Origin of the sequence: Rhodococcus sp. ARC_M12, from assembly GCF_022810385.1 — a bacterium.
Lineage (GTDB): Bacteria > Actinomycetota > Actinomycetes > Mycobacteriales > Mycobacteriaceae > Rhodococcoides > Rhodococcoides navarretei.
Genome location: NZ_JALGQI010000008.1, coordinates 1 through 17,746, shown reverse-complemented (window position 1 = coordinate 17,746; position 17,746 = coordinate 1). Strand labels below are relative to the sequence as shown.

Genomic DNA, 17,746 nt, shown 5'->3' with positions numbered 1-17,746 from the left:
TCCATGACCGCCACACCCGACAGCACCGCGACCGCGGCCACCGCGGTCTCCGATACCGAAATCAAACGACCTGCCCGCCTCGTCGGGCTCGACGGCCCCCGCGGATTCGCCTGCCTGTGCGTGCTCGCCGTGCACGTCGGCGGTCACTATTCGCCGCAGACGGTCCTGACCTACAAGCTCGGGGTGCTGGGTCAGGGGTTGATCTTCTTCTTCGCGCTGTCGGGCTTCCTGATCTTCCTGCCGATGGTCCGAAAGCTGTTCGCAGGCAAACCGATGCCGAACAATGTCAGCTACGCGATGCATCGGTTGCTGCGAGTGTTTCCGGCGTACCTGTTCATCTTCCTGTTCGCGAACTACGTGATGCGTGCGGTGTTCGTGGAGAACGCCGCTGTGGCCGAGCAGCATTTCACCGACAACGGTCTTGGAATCCTCACCGATCCGTTGACACTGCTGGCCAATCTGACGCTGGTGCACACCTACATTCCGAGCATGATCCAGACCGGTATCAACCCGTCGTGGTCGCTGTCGCTGGAGTTCGCGTTCTACATCGCACTGCCGTTGCTGACGAGCATCGCGTTCTTCCTGCGCAAGCGCACGTCCCTCTCGGCACCGGTGCTGGCGTTGATCCCGGTGGTGATCATGTTCGTCATCGGAATCACCGGAAAGCTCTACACCGCATCGCGCGTCGGGCCGTCGGGCATCACCGATCCGAAACTGCTGGAATGGGGACCCAACGAGATCGCGGTGCTCAGCCGTAGCTTCTGGTCGCTGGCTGACAATTTCACCTACGGCATGCTGGCGGCGGTGGTGTTCGTCGCGATCGACAACGGAATGTTGAAAGGCGCGATCGTCGACAGAATGCGTTGGTGGACGGGCATCGCGATGATTCCGACCGCAGTGATCTCGCTGATGCTGATCGACAACAACTCGCGCTGGCAGACCTCCACCGTGTCCCTCGGATCGGCACTGCTCATTCTGTTCATCGTCGTGCCGCTGGCCCGCGGTGAGCGCTCGAAGTTGGCCGAACGGGCCGATTGGGCACCACTGAGCTACGTGGGCATGATCTCGCTGAGCGTCTACCTGTGGCACTTCCCCATTCTGATCATGGTGGGGCGTTTCGGCTGGATGGCAGGAGACAGTCCGTTGGGGCTACTACGGAACTTCGTGCTGGTGAGCGCCGTGAGCATCGCATTCGGAGCGGTGACGTACCGATTCATCGAGAAGCCGTCGTTGACGTACGCGCGTAGATTCAAGGCGAGCAAATAGATTCATGCACTCCGTCCGTAGGCTCGCCGCGCCTCTGCTGCTGCTCCCTTTGCTCGCGGGATGCGCCGTGGTGGTGCCGCTCGGAGGCCAGGCGCAGGGCGTACTCGCATCGGTGGTGCGTGGTGCCGATCCTGAGCCGATGGACATCGCGAACCCCGGTACCGGCAGCGGCTCCATCGTCAGTGCCGAGACCATGCCGAATCTGCTACTGCCGGTGCGGATGTCGGGTGTCCAAGCGGCACGGGTGGTGTACCGCTCGATGCAACCGGGTGTGGGCGAGCGTGAGGTATCGGGCACGGTGTTCACCCCCTCCGGCGATGCCCCCGAGGGTGGGTGGCCCGTCATCTCCTACGCCCATGGCACCACGGGAATCGAGCAGGCATGCGCGCCGTCGAGGTCCGCGTCGCTGCTGGGCGCATCGGCGCTCGTACAGGGTTACACCACAGCGGGATTCGCGGTCGCCATCACCGACTACGAGGGTCTGGGGCATCCCGGCAACCACGCGTACCTGGACAACATCACCGCCGGCTACGACGTCATCGATGCCGTTCGCGCTCTGCGCAACGTCTTCCCCGATGTCGGCAGCGAGTGGGCGGCGTTCGGTGGTTCGCAGGGCGGTGGTGCTGCGTGGGCGGCGAACGAACTCGCCGATTCCTATGCGCCCGAGCTGGATCTGGTCGGTGCCGTCGCTCTGGCACCTGCAGCGAACATGGTCGGGCTGGTGGACAAGGCCATTGCGGGAACACTGACCGACGACCAGGGCCCGTTGCTGCAGTGGGTGCTGGAGTCGTTGGCGCGACGCGATCCGTCTCTGAACCTCGACGACTATCGCCGAGGCGATGCCGCGCAGGATTGGGCGGCGCTGACCGGGTGCACGGCGGACAAGGCCGGTGCCCGTGAAGATGCGGTGAAGAGGCTCGGCGACAAAGACTTTGCACCGAACTCCGATGCGGCTGCGGATGCCCTTCGACAGGCTCTGGCTCGGATGGCCGTGCCGCGGGGACCGGCCTCGGCACCGATGCTGGTGGCCTACGGCGACGCCGACACGTACATCGACGCGGCGTGGACCGACGCGGCCCTCGCGCAGGCGTGTGCGTTGGGAGATGTCGTCACCATCGATCGTCAGGCGGGGCGGGGGCATGGCGACGTGAACGGCGACGCCGTCAATCAATGGATAGCGGATCGTTTCGCCGGGGTACCTGCGCAGAACGATTGCAGTTGACGAGGGGGATCTTCGTGGGGTTACGTCAGGATCTGACAGTCCGGGCCAAGGACGTCGTCAAGAGGCGTCTGGGACGCGGCATTGCGGTGGAGGCGATCGACGAGCCGTATCTGGTGGTTGCGGTGCTGGGCCAGTCCAACGCGCACGGTGGTGGCCGCGGCCTGGATCGTGCCGGTCTCGATGCTCCGCATCCTCGGGTACATCAGTGGGCAGCGTCGGGTCGGTCGAAGAACACCATCGTGGCGGGCAGTAATCCCTTGTTTCACGAGGTGCCCTCCAAGGCAGTCGGATTCGGCCCGACGTTCGCAGCGCACCTCGCCGATAAGACGGGCAGGCCGGTGCTGCTCGTTCCGTATGCGCGCGGCGACTCGGGCTTCGCGCGCATCCACGGCATCTCGTGGGATCCGGCCGATACGGGTGCGCGCGTCAATCTGTTCTGGAATGCCATGCAGCGCATCCGCACCGGCCTGGCGACGAAGTCCGGCAACGAGTTGGCGGCGGTGCTGTGGCATCAGGGCGAGAGTGATGTGCCTCTGCTGACCGGGCCGGTGTATGCAGAGAAGCTCGACAGTCTCATCGATGCTCTGCGCACCGAGTTCGGTGATGTGCCCTTTGTTCTGGGCCAGATGGTGCCGGACGAAATCGAATCGGGGGAGCCGAACTACGCCGTCATCGACGCGGTACATGCCGATACTCCGCGTCGACGAACAAACGTTGCGTACGTGCAGGGACCGAGAGGGCTCTACAACAGCGAGACCGAGAAGATTCACTACAACGGCGAGGGCCAACGGGAACTGGGACGCCGAATGTGGGAGGCCTTCGCGGGAATGTCGCCGCGCGTCGTGCAATCGACCGACACTGCTTGACATCGAGTGACGATCTGTTGCTTAGTAGTCCCCGGGAATGGGGCGAAATGGGGAATTCGGCACTGCCAGAAACACCGCGGACGCTTGTGGTTAATGCACTCGAAACATGTAACGACCTGCGGTTTTGCGTCGATCAACATACCGTTACCAAGTGACACGATAAGTAGAACAAGACAATCTGCACGACGGGGTGGCACGGAGCAGTGTCGATCACGCAGGGGTTCGGCAACGCGTACGTACCGAGGGGAAACAAGTGTCAGTCAGAGACCTGGAAACACAGAGTTCGGTTGTCTCGCGGCGTGACGCACGACGGCTGCGTAAGACGACGTCGCGTCGTGATTGGGAGACGCATTACACCGAGGGGCTCCGTGTAACCGACACGGTGGTTGTCCTCGGTGCCGTCACGGTGGCTCAGATCATCCGCTTCGGCGATATCGACTTTCGTGAGCCGTGGGCCATCGTGAGCTATTTCGGAGTCTCGGGTGTCCTCGCCGTCCTGTGGTTGGCGTTCCTCGCCATCTTCCGTACTCGTTCTCCACGGGTGATCGGCAACGGCTCGGAGGAGTACCGACGCATTGTCTCGGCCACGTTCCGATTGTTCGGCACCATTGCCATTCTGTCGCTGCTGTTCCGGTTCGACATCGCTCGGCTGTATCTGGCCATCGCGCTACCCGTCGGCATGATCGGCTTGTTGCTGAGTCGGTGGGGGTGGCGCAAGGTGGTGGCCCGCAAGCGCGCTCACGGCGGCTACCAGACGTCGGTACTCATTGTCGGAAGCCGTAGTTCGGCGCTGTCGATGGCCGCGTCCTTCGAGCGTTCTCCCGAAGCCGGCTACAGCGTGGTCGGCATCTGCCTGCCCAACTATGAGCCCGGCAACGACACCTCGCTCACCGTCGACGGCGTCGAGATCCCCGTGTTGGGAGACGAGCACAGCGTTGTCGAGGCCATCGAAGCGTCCGGAGCCGACACTGTCGCGGTGACGGCCACCGAGCACATCGGCCATCATGGTCTGCGAAAGATGGTGTGGGACTTGGAGAAGAAGAAGGTGGACCTCGTCGTCTCGCCCGGTGTGGTGGACGTGGCGGGCCCGCGGCTGGTGATGCGACCGGTGGCGAACTTCCCCTTGATCCACGTGGAGAAGCCGCAGTACAACGGCGCGAAACGCTTCAGCAAGACGGCCTTCGACTTCGTGTTCGCCGCGTCGATTCTGCTGCTCATCTCACCGATCCTCATCGTCCTTGCCGTGATCATCAAGCTCACCAGCAAGGGGCCGGTCTTCTACAACTCCGAGCGAATGGGCATCGACGGCAAGCCTTTTCAGATGATCAAGTTCCGCAGCATGGTCCAGGACGCAGACAAGCGCGTACAGGAATTGGCCGGTCTGAACGAGGGCGCGGGCGGGGTGTTGTTCAAGATGCGCGATGACCCACGGGTCACCCGCGTGGGCAAGGTGATGCGCAAGTTCAGCCTCGACGAGCTGCCGCAGTTCGTCAATGTGCTCAAGCGCGAGATGAGCGTGGTCGGTCCGCGGCCACCACTGCGCAGAGAAGTGGAAACCTACGACGGCGAGGTGCGACGTCGGCTGCTCGTCAAGCCGGGTGTCACCGGGCTGTGGCAGGTGAGTGGCCGATCCGATCTGTCGTGGGAGGAGAGCGTTCGCCTCGATCTCTCGTACGTCGAGAACTGGTCGATGACAGGAGATCTGCTCATCATCGCCAAGACTGCTGTGGCCGTGTTCAAGAGTGAAGGCGCGTACTGAAAGGCGGTGCACTCACCCTGCGGTCGGTCGGTTTTCTTCGTATCATGCTGTGATGACCACTATTTCGGAGAACGGGTCCGGTAACTCCATGGACCATAATTCTTTTCACGATTTTCTGTCCGATCGAGTGGACCAGATCGCACGGGTGCATCTGAACCGGTCCACCTCGCTGCACGCGGTGATCTCGGACAGTGTGGACGCGTACACATCGGCATTCGCCGAATATCACGGTACCGAGGCCCCGCTGGACCTACTTGCTCCTGAGGTTCGGACCGAGTTGAGCGATTTCATCCACCGTTGCGCCGAGGCCGTCGAGGAGCCCGAGAACCCGCAGTTTCCGGTTCGTCGCTAGAAATTGGTCTCTGAGTTACCGGCCGTCCATCGTGTTGTGAACCCCGTCCCTGGAGTATCGGAGACGCCGGGACTGCGTTTACTATTCGCAGACGCGGGTGTAGTCCACGCGATAGCCCAGCATCAGTCGGGGCGTTGTCTCGACCGAACACTTGGCACAACAGCACAACCGACGGGGAACGAACAGTATGCGAATCACAGTCTTCGGTACCGGCTATCTCGGTGCCACTCATGCCGCGTGCATGGCCGAACTCGGCCACGAGGTGCTCGGTGTCGACGTGGACCCGGCCAAGCTCGCCAAGCTGGAAGCCGGCGAAGTCCCTTTCTGGGAGCCCGGTCTCGAAGAGGTGCTGCAGCGCAACATCGCGGCCGGCCGTCTCCGCTTCACCGCGTCGTACCAGGAAGCCGCAGACTTCGCGGAGGTGCACTTCCTCGGCGTCGGTACTCCTCAGAAGAAGGGGGAGTTCGCGGCCGACATGAAGTTCGTCGACTCGGTCATCGAGACGCTGGCCCCGCTGCTGACGAAGCCCGCGGTCATCTTCGGCAAGTCGACAGTGCCGGTGGGCACAGCTGAGCGGCTCGGCCGCATGGCTCGCGAGCTCGCACCCGCCGGTGACGGCGTAGAGGTTGCCTGGAACCCGGAGTTCCTGCGGGAGGGTTACGCCGTCAAAGACACTCTGCATCCCGATCGCCTGGTGCTGGGTGTGGACCGTGCTCGTCCGGGCCGCGCCGAGGAACTTGCCCGCGAGGTCTACGCGCAGCTGCTCGACGAGAAGATCCCCTTTCTGGTCACCGATCTGGCTACCGCCGAGCTGGTGAAGGCATCCGCCAACGCGTTCCTGGCCACCAAGATCTCGTTCATCAACGCCATCGCGGAGGTGTGCGAGGCCGCGGGAGCCGACGTCACCGTGCTCGCCGACGCCATCGGCCATGACGAGCGCATCGGCCGTAAGTTCCTCAATGCCGGCATCGGCTTCGGTGGTGGCTGCCTGCCCAAGGACATCCGGGCGTTCATGGCCAGGGCCGGTGAACTGGGTGCAGACCAGGCTCTGACGTTCCTGCGCGAGGTCGACAACATCAACATGCGACGCCGTACTCGCATGGTCGAGCTGGCGCGCGAGGCATGTGGGTCTCTCCTCGGTGCTCGGGTCGCCGTGCTCGGTGCCGCCTTCAAGCCCGATTCCGACGACGTGCGTGATTCACCGGCCCTGAACGTGGCTGGGCAGATTCAGCTGCAGGGTGCCGCGGTCAACGTGTACGACCCCAAGGCCATGGAGAACTCTCGGGCTCTGTTCCCCACTCTGACGTACAGCAACTCCGCGTTGGAAGCCTGCGAGGGCGCTGACGTGGTGCTGGTGCTGACGGAATGGAAAGAGTTCAAGGCGCTCGCTCCTGAGGACCTGGAGGGCGCAGTGCGCAGCAAGACCCTGATCGACGGACGCAACTGCCTGGACCCGGAGCAGTGGCGGGCGGCGGGGTGGAACTACCGAGGGCTCGGCCGTCCATGATCTCGACAGACAATCCGAGCGCGAAATTCATTCGTTGGAATGAAATATCACGCTGATTTCTCTGGAAGCAGCTTCTCGGCTATTTGATTGCTTGTGACACCGATGTCGTCACAACCCTTGTTTCATCCCTGGTCAGACCGTGCAGAAGTTTGTTCGGCGTCCTATCGGCGGGGGTGAGGCTTTCGATCTCACGATAAACGGCGCTGCAACCTGTGAATACTCACATTGTCGTGTCGATTATGTTCATATGTAACGTTTTTCAGCCGTGGCGCGGTTACAACCCAGTAGGTTCCTGCCACACGTATCGCCTAGTCAGCGATGGTGTGGTAAACCGAATACTTGCTGTTATTCGTTTGTGATCTGCACCGCTCGCGTGGTGCATCGGATAGCAGCATGGGACTATTTCAATTCGATACCAGTTGCAATCCGGATTGGTTCGATCCGAAATCGCGCCTCACCTCCGGTGTGCGCAGTACTGCAGAGGAGGGGGAGCACGTGGCATCTGTCGGGGCTGCACAGCGCTCTCTGTGGGGTTATCCACGTCGGCAGGACGCGGTGGCAACACGCATCCTGACTTCGCGTCACGTGTGGGAAGAGCAATACATCAGGCGGTTGCGGGCAACCGACGTCGTCGTCATCGTTCTTTCGGTCGCACTGGCGCAGGTCGTGCGCTTTGGTGGCGGCGATATGGCGACTGCGGGCCTGCTCCCGACGGTGACATATACCGGAGTGTCGATAGCCCTGGCCGTGCTCTGGATCGCCTTCCTCGCCATCTTCCGAACCCGATCACCTCGCGTCATCGGAAACGGTGCGGAGGAGTACCGGCGTATCGTCTCGGCGACCTTCCGCCTGTTCGGTGTCATTGCGATCGTGTCGCTGCTGTTCCGCATCGACTTCGCTCGTCTCTATCTGGCCATCGCGTTGCCTGCCGGACTGCTTGCGCTCCTGGTGAGCCGATGGCTCTGGCGCAAGGTGGTCACTCGGCTGCGGAGCAAGGGTGAATACAAGACCTCGGTGTTGATCGTGGGCAGCCGTGCGGCCGCGGTGTCGATGGCTCAGTCGTTCGAAAGATCGCCGGCCTCGGGTTACGCGGTGGTGGGAATCTGCATGCCCGGTTACGAGGCTCCGCGGGACGGGCTGGTTCATGTGGAAGGCACTGACATCCCGGTGCTCGGGGATGAGCACGACGTTCTCGACGCGATCAATGAGTGCGGTGCCGACACGGTGGCCGTCACCGCAACCGAGCACCTCGGAAACAAGGGCATTCGCAAGATGATCTGGGACCTGGAGAAGAAAGATGTCGACTTGGTGGTCGCCCCAGGTGTGGTCGATGTAGCCGGTCCGCGCCTGGTGATGCGGCCCGTGGCTGGCTTCCCCCTGATTCACGTCGAGAAGCCCCAGTACAACGGTGCGACGCGATTCAGCAAAACTGCCTTCGACCTGACGTTCGCGGCTCTGGTGCTGGTGATGATCTCGCCGATCCTGCTGGCAGTCGCCATTGCCGTGAAGACCACGAGTCGTGGGCCGATCTTCTACAAGTCCGAGCGAATGGGCATCGACGGAAAGCCCTTCTCGATGATCAAGTTCCGCAGCATGGCCGTCGACGCCGACAAGCAGGTTGCGCACCTTCTCGACCAGAACGAGGGTGCCGGCGGGGTTCTGTTCAAGTTGCGTGACGATCCACGGGTGACGCCAGTCGGCAAGTTCTTGCGGCGCTTCAGTCTCGACGAGCTGCCGCAGTTCATCAACGTTATCAAGCGTGAGATGAGCGTGGTGGGACCGCGGCCCCCGCTCCGCCGTGAGGTGGAGACCTACAACGGTGAGGTTCGTCGGCGGCTGTTGGTCAAGCCGGGAGTCACCGGTCTGTGGCAGGTCAGCGGAAGATCCGACCTGTCGTGGGAAGAGACAGTTCGATTAGATCTCTCGTATGTCGAGAACTGGTCGATGGTGGGGGATCTGCTGATCATTGCCAAGACCATGAAGGCGGTTGCTGGAAGCGACGGGGCGTATTGACCCCGTCGAGCGGCGCGGAACTTAGTCGGCTCACAGTTTCGAGGCAAGTATGAGGAACGTCTTGCAAGCCTATGCCCAGGGAGATCGCCAATGAGAGTAAGACCGAGATTCATCGGCCTGCTGCTGCCAATTGAGCGCACATCTAGATTCAATACCTCACATCCTTGTTGCCCGATCCGCAGGGAGCTTACGCGGTGAAAGGGAACACGTTTTCTGCAACGGGCGCTCTACTTGGTCTTGTTTTGATCCGCACACCTGTAGTGCAATTTATCAACGTCTTCTTCGATGGCGCGCGTCGTGTGGAAGATAGCAGTGGGAGATCAGTGTGGGTTTCCTCAGGAAACGTCGGCAGCGCAGTGGGAGTTCTTCTTTCTCTGCTGATCGCCGTTCTTGCCTTGCACATACTCTTCTCAAGATCTTCTCTGCATCAAGAGAGGACAACTATGCCGGCGGCCCAGCTCATGGGCATGCTTGGAATCACTCTAGCCTTCGCGACACTGATACGGGATGACAACCGAAACTTCTTGTCGATTGCGGTCGCGGTACTGGTTATTGCCGCGCTTGCGTTTGGTGCACCGTCCGAAATAAGACCCCGACAACTAGCGGTCATTGCAGTAGCTATCTTGATGTCTGTTCTGATATATCAGATCGTCTTCTATCAAGATGCGGTCGCAGAATGCCGCATCGATAAATGTTCCCCGTTTGGGGGCCTCTGGCATTCATATTTACCGCAGGAGAATAACCTGGGACTCTTGGTTGCCACACTGGTACCGCTTCTTGCATTTCTTGGCAGACGAAAAACCCGTTGGTTCGCGCTAGGGATAGCGCTCGCACTCTTGGTTGGATCAGGGAGCCGAACAGCGCAACTCATGGCAGTCGTGGCCTATCTTGGATACCTGCTAATCAGAAACAACGAAAATTACATGCAATCACCTCGCAGTACCCTCCGGGCTTTCCTGCGATCTGTACCCTTGTTATCGATAATTGCATCTGTGATCATCATGTTAGAGTCGCAGCTCAATCTGTTCACAAACAGAGGTGATATTGCTCAGATCGTCCTTCGAGGGTTCCGCGAAGAGCCAGTATTTGGTCCTGGTCGCTCAATTCTCTATCGAGCATACGAAGAGCGGGTTACAGGTCGGTACATCTTGGTCCACGAGCATGGCCAATTGCCATACCTAATGACAAATGTGGGAATCGTTGGGTGCATCTTCTTCTTTCTTATACTTGCGGCGTGGATTTCTAGCAAGTCTCTGCATCCTCTGTCGATTGCTTTGTTCTCGACCGTAGCCGTCGGGTTCGTTACTGAGCCCATGTGGGAAATTAACGTAGCGACTCCCTATTTCTGGACACTTGCGCTCTGGCTCGTCATCCTCCGATTAAGCAGCCAACGCGCTAAGGTGCAATCCGTCGACAAGCCGGCAAATTCCGCGAGGCCAGTATGGTGAGCAAATTAGAGGGTTCAAATCGTCTGATCTGGTTTTGGACAATGGGATCGTATGTCTTAGCGCAAGGAATAGTAGCGGTAGGTGCACTGGTGCGGATACCTCTGCTAGTTGACAACCTCGGTGCTGAGGGTTATGGGCGGTTTACCGCTGTATTTAGCGTGTGGCCAATCATTGCAATACTATTGGACGGGTTACAGCAAGCAACTAGGTCTGCAATCGCCAACAAGCCGGAAGCCCGCCCAGGTAGCCTAGTGAAGCTGTTTTCAAAATTTGCACTTGCTGAATCTACTTTGATGTTTGCATGCTTCATCACGCCTGTCGCTATAGCCGCGGCGCTGATGGATGCAAGCAGCACCGAAATCTTGCTAGCCGTGCTCATTATACTAATAGTAATGGCCATATGCCTCCCGCTTGCACCGTCGAAGGGGGCTCTTGACGCTCTGAGCAAGACAGCATTCTCAAATTTGTCTTTGGCGAGCAACACGATTGTCGGGCTACCAATTCTAGCGGTAGCATTCATCGTCTCCGACAGCATTTTTGCCGCAGTAGCCGCGAGCGCACTCGGTAACGCCGCGCCTTACCTGATCACGTCGCTATACTTCAAGCGATTGGACTCCCAACATGAGTGGACTTTTAGTAGACCCTCGCCTTTGGACAAGACGACAAGGGCTCTAATCGGATCGATGACCATCTATGCGGCGGCCAACTTACTTGCGTATGGCTTTGATCCAATAATTATTTCCGTGATTTCGGGTGACTTACAGGTCGGTGAATACGGACTGGCATCAAAAGTGATGATGATCGCCATGTTTGTCCCAATCGGACTAACAGGCCTGCTCACCACGAAGTACGCTGCAGTACGCCAGCAAAATAGCCTGACTCTTACAAGGCAGTGGCTTATACGAACAACATTGGCGTTCAGCTTCATGGGCATACTTCTGTGTGGCGTGAGTCTAGTAGCAGCACCGGTGGTCGCAAGAATCTTGTCACATGGCGAAATTGAACCGCCTACTGATTTGCTTGTGGCGCTCAGTGTGTTCTCGTTCATGGCCATCTCAAGCTGCCCTCTGATGTGCGCATTTAGCAACCATAGAGCTGCCCGAGTACGCGCCAAGACTGCCATTGCGGCTGGACTGTTCAATATCGCTGGCACGATCCCCCTAACCATCGTGGCCGGTGCTACGGGAGCTGTAATCGCTTCATGCATCGCAAACTCGATGTTGATTGTGGTCTTATATCGTCGCGCAGCTGTGGATACGACGTTAGTATTCGTGATCTCTGACAGAGAGAGGCAAGGCGCGAACCTATGACCGCCCAGAAGAAGATTGTGGTTGCCTGGCCAGCATTCAAAAACCGTGATAAGAATCCATACAATTCGTTACTTTACCGAACCCTTGAACAGAAGGGCTACTTGGTCAGGGAGTTCACGCTTTCCACACTATTGAAGAGAATGGACGTCCTGCACCTCCATTGGCCAGAGGACTACGCGAATAAGAAGTCTTTCCTTTCTTCTGCAGCAACATTGACAGTTTTGCTCGCCGCTTGCCTGATTGGTAAAATTCGGGGGACAAAAATTGTATGGACCGCACATAATATTTCGGCACACGAAGGGCTACATCGCAACCTTGACTGGATATATCGGAAGGTATATCTCAATCTAGTCTCAGATGTTGCACACTTGACCAAGGCTGGTCGCAACGATTTTTTAGCGTGCCAACGCTTCGAAGGGTTGACAAAGGTCCGGCACCACATCACCCCGCACGGGCCGTATGTAATGACCCCGAGACCGTTGGCAGTGAGATCTGTGCGCAAGCTACTGGTTCTTGGACAAATTCGTCCTTACAAACGACTCACCGAGTTGGTCGAAATCTGGTCTGAGACGGAACCGCAGGGGTGGCATTTGGTGATTGCGGGTAGCGGTGGGAACGCCAATTACGTGAACGAATTGCAAGCACTGATGACCGCGTCCGGATCCGCCACCCTTATAAATCGATGGTTGACCGACTCTGAAGTCGAGAATCTGGCCGCTGACGCAGATCTCGTATTGGTATCGGCACCTAGGCATAACTCTGGCGCAATATATCTGGCTTTATCTGCAACTCGACGGGTTCTTGCCCCCGACACCCCAAGCAATTTAGAACTATCCCAGCGGGTTGGCCCTGGCTGGATAATCCTATACGACTACCCGTTTTCAGCAGAGTCCTTAGCACAGTCCCTCTCCGCAATACCCGAAAAGAATCCTAGTCAGGATCCTGAAGTCGATACTTGGGAAAGTATCGCAGACGCGGTGGCCCAAATATACGAGCGTTCGGAGAGTCGATAGATGCCTGTAGCAAAACTGGGGAAAATGTATTATCTGTCCGGTGCACCGAGGGTGTCCACTGCCGAGTTGAGTACAACTCCCGGCCCGCGTAGCCATATCCTGGGAATTACAGGGTCCGCAGCAAAAATGGGCATTGGGGTCAGCTCGCGTATAGCGGGCGATACCGCGATCGCGCGGAAGCACCTGCAGGGTGAAGGCTCGGATTCGGTCGGCTCCGGGTGGCGCGGCGTAGTTCGAGACTCCATCCGGGTTGTGTGGAGGTGGGGATTTGCTTTGTGGGCATACCGGTGCGTGCCCACAACTCCGTTTTTTGTTTACGAGCGATATGGACTCATGCAGTCAGGGGCGATGTTACTACGCCGTCGAGCGACTTGCGTGATCGTGGAGTGTAATGGAATCTTCTTCAAAGAGGCGGATGGTGATCGGTCCAACCTAACGTTTAAGCGGTTGGCTAGATACTGGGAAATACGGTCTTACGTAAAGAGCGATCTTGTAATTGCAGTCTCCGAGCAGCTACGCGGTGAATTGATCAGCCTGCACCCTCGCTTGGAACGAACAGCAATCTGCGTACCGAATGGGGTGGATACTGATCACTTTTCGCCACGATCGCTGGTGCGCGCCGATTCGGAGAGCTGGGTTATCGGGTGGATAGGCACAATCCTTAGGTGGCAAGGTGTATTTGAGCTTATAGAATCCGTTGCCAGAGTATCTCGGGACAGCGGTTTGAGAATTTGTATAAAGATCATCGGTGATGGACCGGACCGTGACAGATGCGTTGAAGTTGCTGAGCGCCTGCTGCCCGGACGAGTCGAATTTGTAGGTCGGGTTGCGACAGAGAATGTGCCCTCGTTATTTGATAACGTCGACTTCGCGTACGCAGGCCATTTGCCGTTGACTGATGCGCCAATGTACCACTCGCCGCTAAAACTCTTCGAGTACATGTCAATGGGCATTCCAACGGTGGCTAGCGACTCGCGCGATGCGCGATCGACGCTATCGGTTTTGGGACTAGATTCAATGATCTTTGACAGTTCGAGTCCCGAAAGTCTGGATAAGGCGTTGCTCGCGGGTGTCTCTTTTGGTCGCGATAGCAAGATTCGGTCCAGGATGCGACGAGCAATTGTAGACCACCATAGTTGGACAAACAGGCTGGAGCTAATTCTAGCGAAAGCAACCTCGCTGATCGATGGTGAGAATGTCGACAAAGGGAACACTGATGATTAGATCAGTAGACAACAGACATATGGACAATCTCCAGAATAGTCTTTCGACATCTGGTGGCGATGGTCCTACAACCATTACATGGTTGAATCACTTTTCTGCCATGGTTTGCCTACAGAATCGTGGCGTGAGGCTCCAAGACTTTAGCTTCGTGGGCGTCGATGGCTTGCTGCTTTGCAAAATTGCCGGCGTCGATGTGCGGTCATCGGCGGATCTGCTGGTACCGCGATTGGTAGTGAGCAATCCAGGTTGGACAATTCTACTGGTTGGAGGCAAGGCGAGGACGGTTGATGTAGCTGCTAGGAAGCTTGGGTCGCTCTCTGCTGACTTAACTATTCACGTTATGGATGGCTATGAGGGGCTTTTGCGGGGTGACAGCCTGCGGCGATATCTCGTTCATCGGCGGTTTGATCTCGCGTTGATCGGTCTAGGTCCCGGATTGCAAGAGGAGTTTGCTCTTGAGTTAGCAGGCCTCGTCGACGACGGAATTATAGCAACATGCGGTGGATTCATAGATCAGTACGCATCTGGAACTTATTATCCTGACTGGGCATATAAGTATCGGCTCAATTGGCTTGTTCGTTTATGGAAGGAGCCGCGACGTCTGTGGCGCCGGTACACGGTTGATGCTTTGAAGGCGACCGTAAAGCGAAAGTACCTGGCACGCGCTATTTGTGAATTGCCGGGGTTTCAAGCTGTTTACTCCAATATCAAGGAAACTAGCTACTTCGATGATCGGGGATCGAGATGAGGGAAGTGCTCCTAGCGTCGGTCTATTCAGGCTTAGGAAATCGTATGCGCGTGCTCTTAAGCGCCGAATCTTTCGCTGCGGTGACGGGCCGTTCTTTTGAGTTTCACTGGAAGAGGGAACACAACTTCTCAGCGGACATCGCAGATCTTTGGATTTATGAACGCGAACGTGTTGGTTTCCTTGGCGAGGCGCTAGCTTGTAGACGCTTTCCGGTCTTCGACTCAGTCGAAGGCTACAGTCAAGTCGCGTCATCCAAAAAGGTTGTAGTCAAGGGCCAACACGCGCTGGATTTATCGGACGAGGGTACACCATGGCCCGAACTTTTTCAGAACTTGAGACCTACGGATGAGATAATCGAACGTGTGTCTAAGTTCTGCCGCCAATATTTACAGGGTGCACCGTTCGTCGGTGTGATGGTAAGAGCGCACAAGAAAAGTCATTCGGTCACAAAGGTAGCGTCACCGCCGAGCTGGTTTGTCGCACGTATGCACGAGTTGAGGCAATCTAATCCAGATGTCTTGTTCTTCCTATCCTGTGACGACCCGGCTGTGCAGCATGAAATCTGTAAAGCAGTGCCAAATGTGATTGCGCAACCCAAAGAATCCAGATATAACTCGTCGGGGGGTGTGAAGGATGCCGTAGTGGACCTGTACCTATTGAGTCTGTCGTCTTACATTATCGGTCCGCACTGGTCGAGCTTCGTTGATATGGCGTTGGCGCTGTCGAGGAATCCTGAGGGGTTTGAGACTTCTAGAACGTCTGCTAAAGATACTGACTTTGAGCTTCTTTGTTCGAGTTCTAGTGATTTGCTTCCCTGGTTGGAAGTATGACGGCCACACGTAGGTAATAGCTCATACATTGCGATGTCCTGGGTTCCGACCGGTCGTGCATCTGGGCCAATAGACCCCCTTGATCATCGATCGTATGTCCAGAGTCCGGATCGGTGTGGGCACGAAACCAGTTCAGCGCCGCAGGTTTGCAAAAGAATCAAATTCTTACTGGTGAAGCACTTCAATCTAGTATTGTTCCGTCGTCACCGGGATGAGTGCATTTTGGGGGCCTTATTTAGGTTAGGTGACTGGGCCTCGACCTTCTAGGCTTACTAATCTACGCATCCCTGGGATTGTCGCATTTAGTTTTGACTGATTGCCCGACCCGCCGTGCGAGGTGGTGTGATGGTCGTTCGACCGCCCGGTGGAAAAGTTCTGCTATGGCGAGGGATAAGGGAATGCCTACAATGAGAGTGGGCGCAGGCGTGACGGGAGATGAGGCTATATAGGCAATCGATACTACTACCGGTTCATGGGTTAGATAAAGAGAAAATGAGCGTGACCCTAGCCAGGAAATCGGTCTGAGGGTAAGAAACCGATGAGCGAGCGGGTCTAGTAGTGAGATGGTGACCAGCAGTGTGGCACCAATAAGTAAACTGGCACTTCCAATAGCCGACAGATACTTGCTGCTTGTTATCCCCCCTATCGTCCAATTCATTGTCACAAGCATTGTGGCAATTAGGATCAGTGCAATGGACCGGATTTTACTTTGTTTAATGTATTTTGTGTACGTGTTTGCAATCTGCTCATACGCGGTGGCCAGAACCACCCCTATTCCAAAGAGGGGTAGCAATTGTAGGGGTGCCGTTTGTGTGACCGATCCCAGGGCACTGAATGCGTACAGCGAGAAAAGCGTTAGTAGAAAATGAAACCTACGAATTGACGCAATTAAGACAAATGCCGGTAGCAGGAGAGAGAACCAGACTTCCCATCTTAGCGACCATAATGCCGTGTTGACACTAGACGTTCCGCTCAAGATGACCGAATCCCAAAGTATGTTTGCAGCGGATGGGTTTTCGTGAATGTTCAGCCACCAGTTATCACTGTCGTGTGAGCGTTTGACGGCAAGCGCGACAGTAGCGGAAAATGCGACAGCAGCAATAATTGGGACGTACAGTCGGACCAGCCGCTTCGGATAGTATGCAGCCCACGGCTCAGGATTGCTTCGAAGCCGCTGGCGCATCAAAATGAAGCCCGACAGTATAAAGAAGATGATGACTGCTTCGGTGCCCGCCCACAGGAGGTGGAGTGGCGAATAGGTGAGAATGTAGGTTAAAAGGCTCAAGTCGTCCGTGGATCGGTATGAGTCAGAAAATGTAGTCGACGATAGAAGTCCGTGGTGGATAAGAACTGTGAGCGCCGCTACTCCGCGAAGTCCGTCCAGCGAATCGAATCTGTCTCTGTCGGCCATTTGTTGAATTGTGCCTCAAATCCGTGACTCTCGCAGTGTTCGTGAGGGCGTGTATTTTCCACTCGAATAGGTTAAGCTGCCAGCCTTATAAGTGAGGTAGTCCATGCGTGTTCTGCGGTTCGGTGCGATTGTGCCTGTATGCATCCGCGGCGACAGTATGGATCGCGGGTCCTCGATCCGGCTGGGAGGGTAGATTCTGCTGTTCGAGCTAGGGGTATTTTGGTGCCTGGTTCTTTTGTCGTCGATTCCAATAGATTGTCTGGTCGTCATATGCGCGAGTGAAGGGGCATTGCATGGGTGAGGACGGTGTAGCACCCGGTTCTATTCGTCGCCGATCTTGGGTGACTGTCGCTGGTCAGGCACGGCTTGGACTCGGTTGCCTTTGCTTTTGTCCTGTTGATGCGTGGCCGCCACGCGTGATCGAGTGCCGGAGTCCGCAGCATAGCTAGTTCGCCAGACCAACGGGTTTTCCGGTGTTTGACGTGACCCCTGAACGATCGTTGGAACGGTGGCTAGCGGGTTGTGGCAAGCTTCGATCAGAGCATTCACCCATGTGCCATCGGTTTTTTTTTGGGTGGGGGGGGGGGGGGGGGGTGGTCCTAAGTGCCCTGGTTGGGTTTCTTGGGGGCGGGGGTGGGCGAGGTGGGGTTGGGGGCGGAAGTGTCGTTCTTTTACCGGTGAAATTTTTGGTTGGTTGTTGTTATGGAGAGGGGGTGCTCTGAGGAGGGGGTGGGGGTGGGGATTTGGGGGGGTGGGTCGTGTGCGTGGGGTGAAAAC

14 protein-coding genes are annotated in these 17,746 nt (G+C 57.2%); 13 read left to right on the top strand and 1 reads right to left on the bottom strand.

Features of this window, described 5'->3' with window-relative positions; all coding sequences use genetic code 11:
* Positions 1 to 3 precede the first annotated feature (3 nt).
* The 13 genes from MTX35_RS11685 to MTX35_RS11630 all read left to right on the top strand — a co-directional run bounded on the left by MTX35_RS11685 (position 4) and on the right by MTX35_RS11630 (position 15,558).
* Positions 4 to 1,266 (top strand): acyltransferase, encoded by a 1,263-nt coding sequence (locus tag MTX35_RS11685; protein ID WP_243595123.1) that lies wholly within the window; start codon positions 4 to 6, stop codon positions 1,264 to 1,266.
* A 4-nt stretch (positions 1,267 to 1,270) separates the two neighbouring features.
* Positions 1,271 to 2,488, top strand: coding sequence for a lipase family protein (locus MTX35_RS11680; protein ID WP_243595122.1), 1,218 nt, complete (start codon positions 1,271 to 1,273; stop codon positions 2,486 to 2,488).
* A gap of 14 nt (positions 2,489 to 2,502) precedes the next feature.
* Positions 2,503 to 3,354, top strand: coding sequence for a sialate O-acetylesterase (locus MTX35_RS11675; protein WP_243595121.1), 852 nt, complete (start codon positions 2,503 to 2,505; stop codon positions 3,352 to 3,354).
* Between the two features lie 313 nt (positions 3,355 to 3,667).
* Positions 3,668 to 5,113: a sugar transferase gene (locus tag MTX35_RS11670; protein WP_243595319.1), complete on the top strand. Its 1,446-nt coding sequence runs from the start codon at positions 3,668 to 3,670 to the stop codon at positions 5,111 to 5,113.
* Between the two features lie 52 nt (positions 5,114 to 5,165).
* A complete protein-coding gene (locus tag MTX35_RS11665; protein ID WP_243595120.1) occupies positions 5,166 to 5,465 on the top strand; it encodes a hypothetical protein in 300 nt (99 codons plus the stop codon).
* 187 nt (positions 5,466 to 5,652) lie between these two features.
* Positions 5,653 to 6,972, top strand: a complete 1,320-nt coding sequence (locus tag MTX35_RS11660; protein WP_243595119.1) for a UDP-glucose/GDP-mannose dehydrogenase family protein — start codon at positions 5,653 to 5,655, stop codon at positions 6,970 to 6,972.
* A 525-nt stretch (positions 6,973 to 7,497) separates the two neighbouring features.
* Positions 7,498 to 8,985 (top strand): sugar transferase, encoded by a 1,488-nt coding sequence (locus tag MTX35_RS11655; protein WP_374230287.1) that lies wholly within the window; start codon positions 7,498 to 7,500, stop codon positions 8,983 to 8,985.
* A 194-nt stretch (positions 8,986 to 9,179) separates the two neighbouring features.
* A complete protein-coding gene (locus MTX35_RS11650) occupies positions 9,180 to 10,433 on the top strand; it encodes an O-antigen ligase (protein ID WP_243595118.1) in 1,254 nt (417 codons plus the stop codon).
* Positions 10,427 to 11,743 carry a lipopolysaccharide biosynthesis protein gene (locus MTX35_RS11645; protein WP_243595117.1) on the top strand — a complete coding sequence of 439 codons (1,317 nt, stop codon included), beginning with the start codon at positions 10,427 to 10,429 and terminating at the stop codon, positions 11,741 to 11,743. Before MTX35_RS11650 ends, MTX35_RS11645 begins: the two co-directional genes overlap by 7 nt.
* Positions 11,740 to 12,756 (top strand): hypothetical protein, encoded by a 1,017-nt coding sequence (locus MTX35_RS11640; RefSeq protein ID WP_243595116.1) that lies wholly within the window; start codon positions 11,740 to 11,742, stop codon positions 12,754 to 12,756. The genes MTX35_RS11645 and MTX35_RS11640 overlap by 4 nt, the downstream gene beginning before the upstream one ends.
* Positions 12,757 to 13,980 (top strand): glycosyltransferase, encoded by a 1,224-nt coding sequence (locus MTX35_RS26265; protein WP_374230280.1) that lies wholly within the window; start codon positions 12,757 to 12,759, stop codon positions 13,978 to 13,980.
* A 124-nt stretch (positions 13,981 to 14,104) separates the two neighbouring features.
* Complete coding sequence (locus MTX35_RS11635) at positions 14,105 to 14,728, top strand: WecB/TagA/CpsF family glycosyltransferase (RefSeq protein WP_243595115.1); 624 nt, start codon at positions 14,105 to 14,107, stop codon at positions 14,726 to 14,728.
* 44 nt (positions 14,729 to 14,772) lie between these two features.
* Positions 14,773 to 15,558: a hypothetical protein gene (locus tag MTX35_RS11630; protein ID WP_243595114.1), complete on the top strand. Its 786-nt coding sequence runs from the start codon at positions 14,773 to 14,775 to the stop codon at positions 15,556 to 15,558.
* A 277-nt stretch (positions 15,559 to 15,835) separates the two neighbouring features.
* On the opposite strand, the gene MTX35_RS11625 is transcribed toward MTX35_RS11630, so the two are convergent.
* On the bottom strand, positions 15,836 to 16,969 hold the full coding sequence (locus tag MTX35_RS11625) for an acyltransferase (protein ID WP_243595113.1): 1,134 nt from the start codon (positions 16,967 to 16,969) through the stop codon (positions 15,836 to 15,838).
* Positions 16,970 to 17,746 lie beyond the last annotated feature (777 nt).

What these genes read in the sequence shown, in the direction of transcription:
- MTX35_RS11645 (WP_243595117.1), top strand. Translation starts at nt 10,427, where the DNA reads ATGGTGAGCAAATTAGAGGGTTCAAATCGTCTGATCTGGTTTTGGACA.
- MTX35_RS11685 (WP_243595123.1), top strand. Translation starts at nt 4, where the DNA reads ATGACCGCCACACCCGACAGCACCGCGACCGCGGCCACCGCGGTCTCC.
- MTX35_RS11625 (WP_243595113.1), bottom strand. Translation starts at nt 16,969, where the DNA reads ATGGCCGACAGAGACAGATTCGATTCGCTGGACGGACTTCGCGGAGTA.
- MTX35_RS11640 (WP_243595116.1), top strand. Translation starts at nt 11,740, where the DNA reads ATGACCGCCCAGAAGAAGATTGTGGTTGCCTGGCCAGCATTCAAAAAC.
- MTX35_RS11660 (WP_243595119.1), top strand. Translation starts at nt 5,653, where the DNA reads ATGCGAATCACAGTCTTCGGTACCGGCTATCTCGGTGCCACTCATGCC.
- MTX35_RS11630 (WP_243595114.1), top strand. Translation starts at nt 14,773, where the DNA reads ATGCGCGTGCTCTTAAGCGCCGAATCTTTCGCTGCGGTGACGGGCCGT.
- MTX35_RS26265 (WP_374230280.1), top strand. Translation starts at nt 12,757, where the DNA reads ATGCCTGTAGCAAAACTGGGGAAAATGTATTATCTGTCCGGTGCACCG.
- MTX35_RS11680 (WP_243595122.1), top strand. Translation starts at nt 1,271, where the DNA reads ATGCACTCCGTCCGTAGGCTCGCCGCGCCTCTGCTGCTGCTCCCTTTG.
- MTX35_RS11665 (WP_243595120.1), top strand. Translation starts at nt 5,166, where the DNA reads ATGACCACTATTTCGGAGAACGGGTCCGGTAACTCCATGGACCATAAT.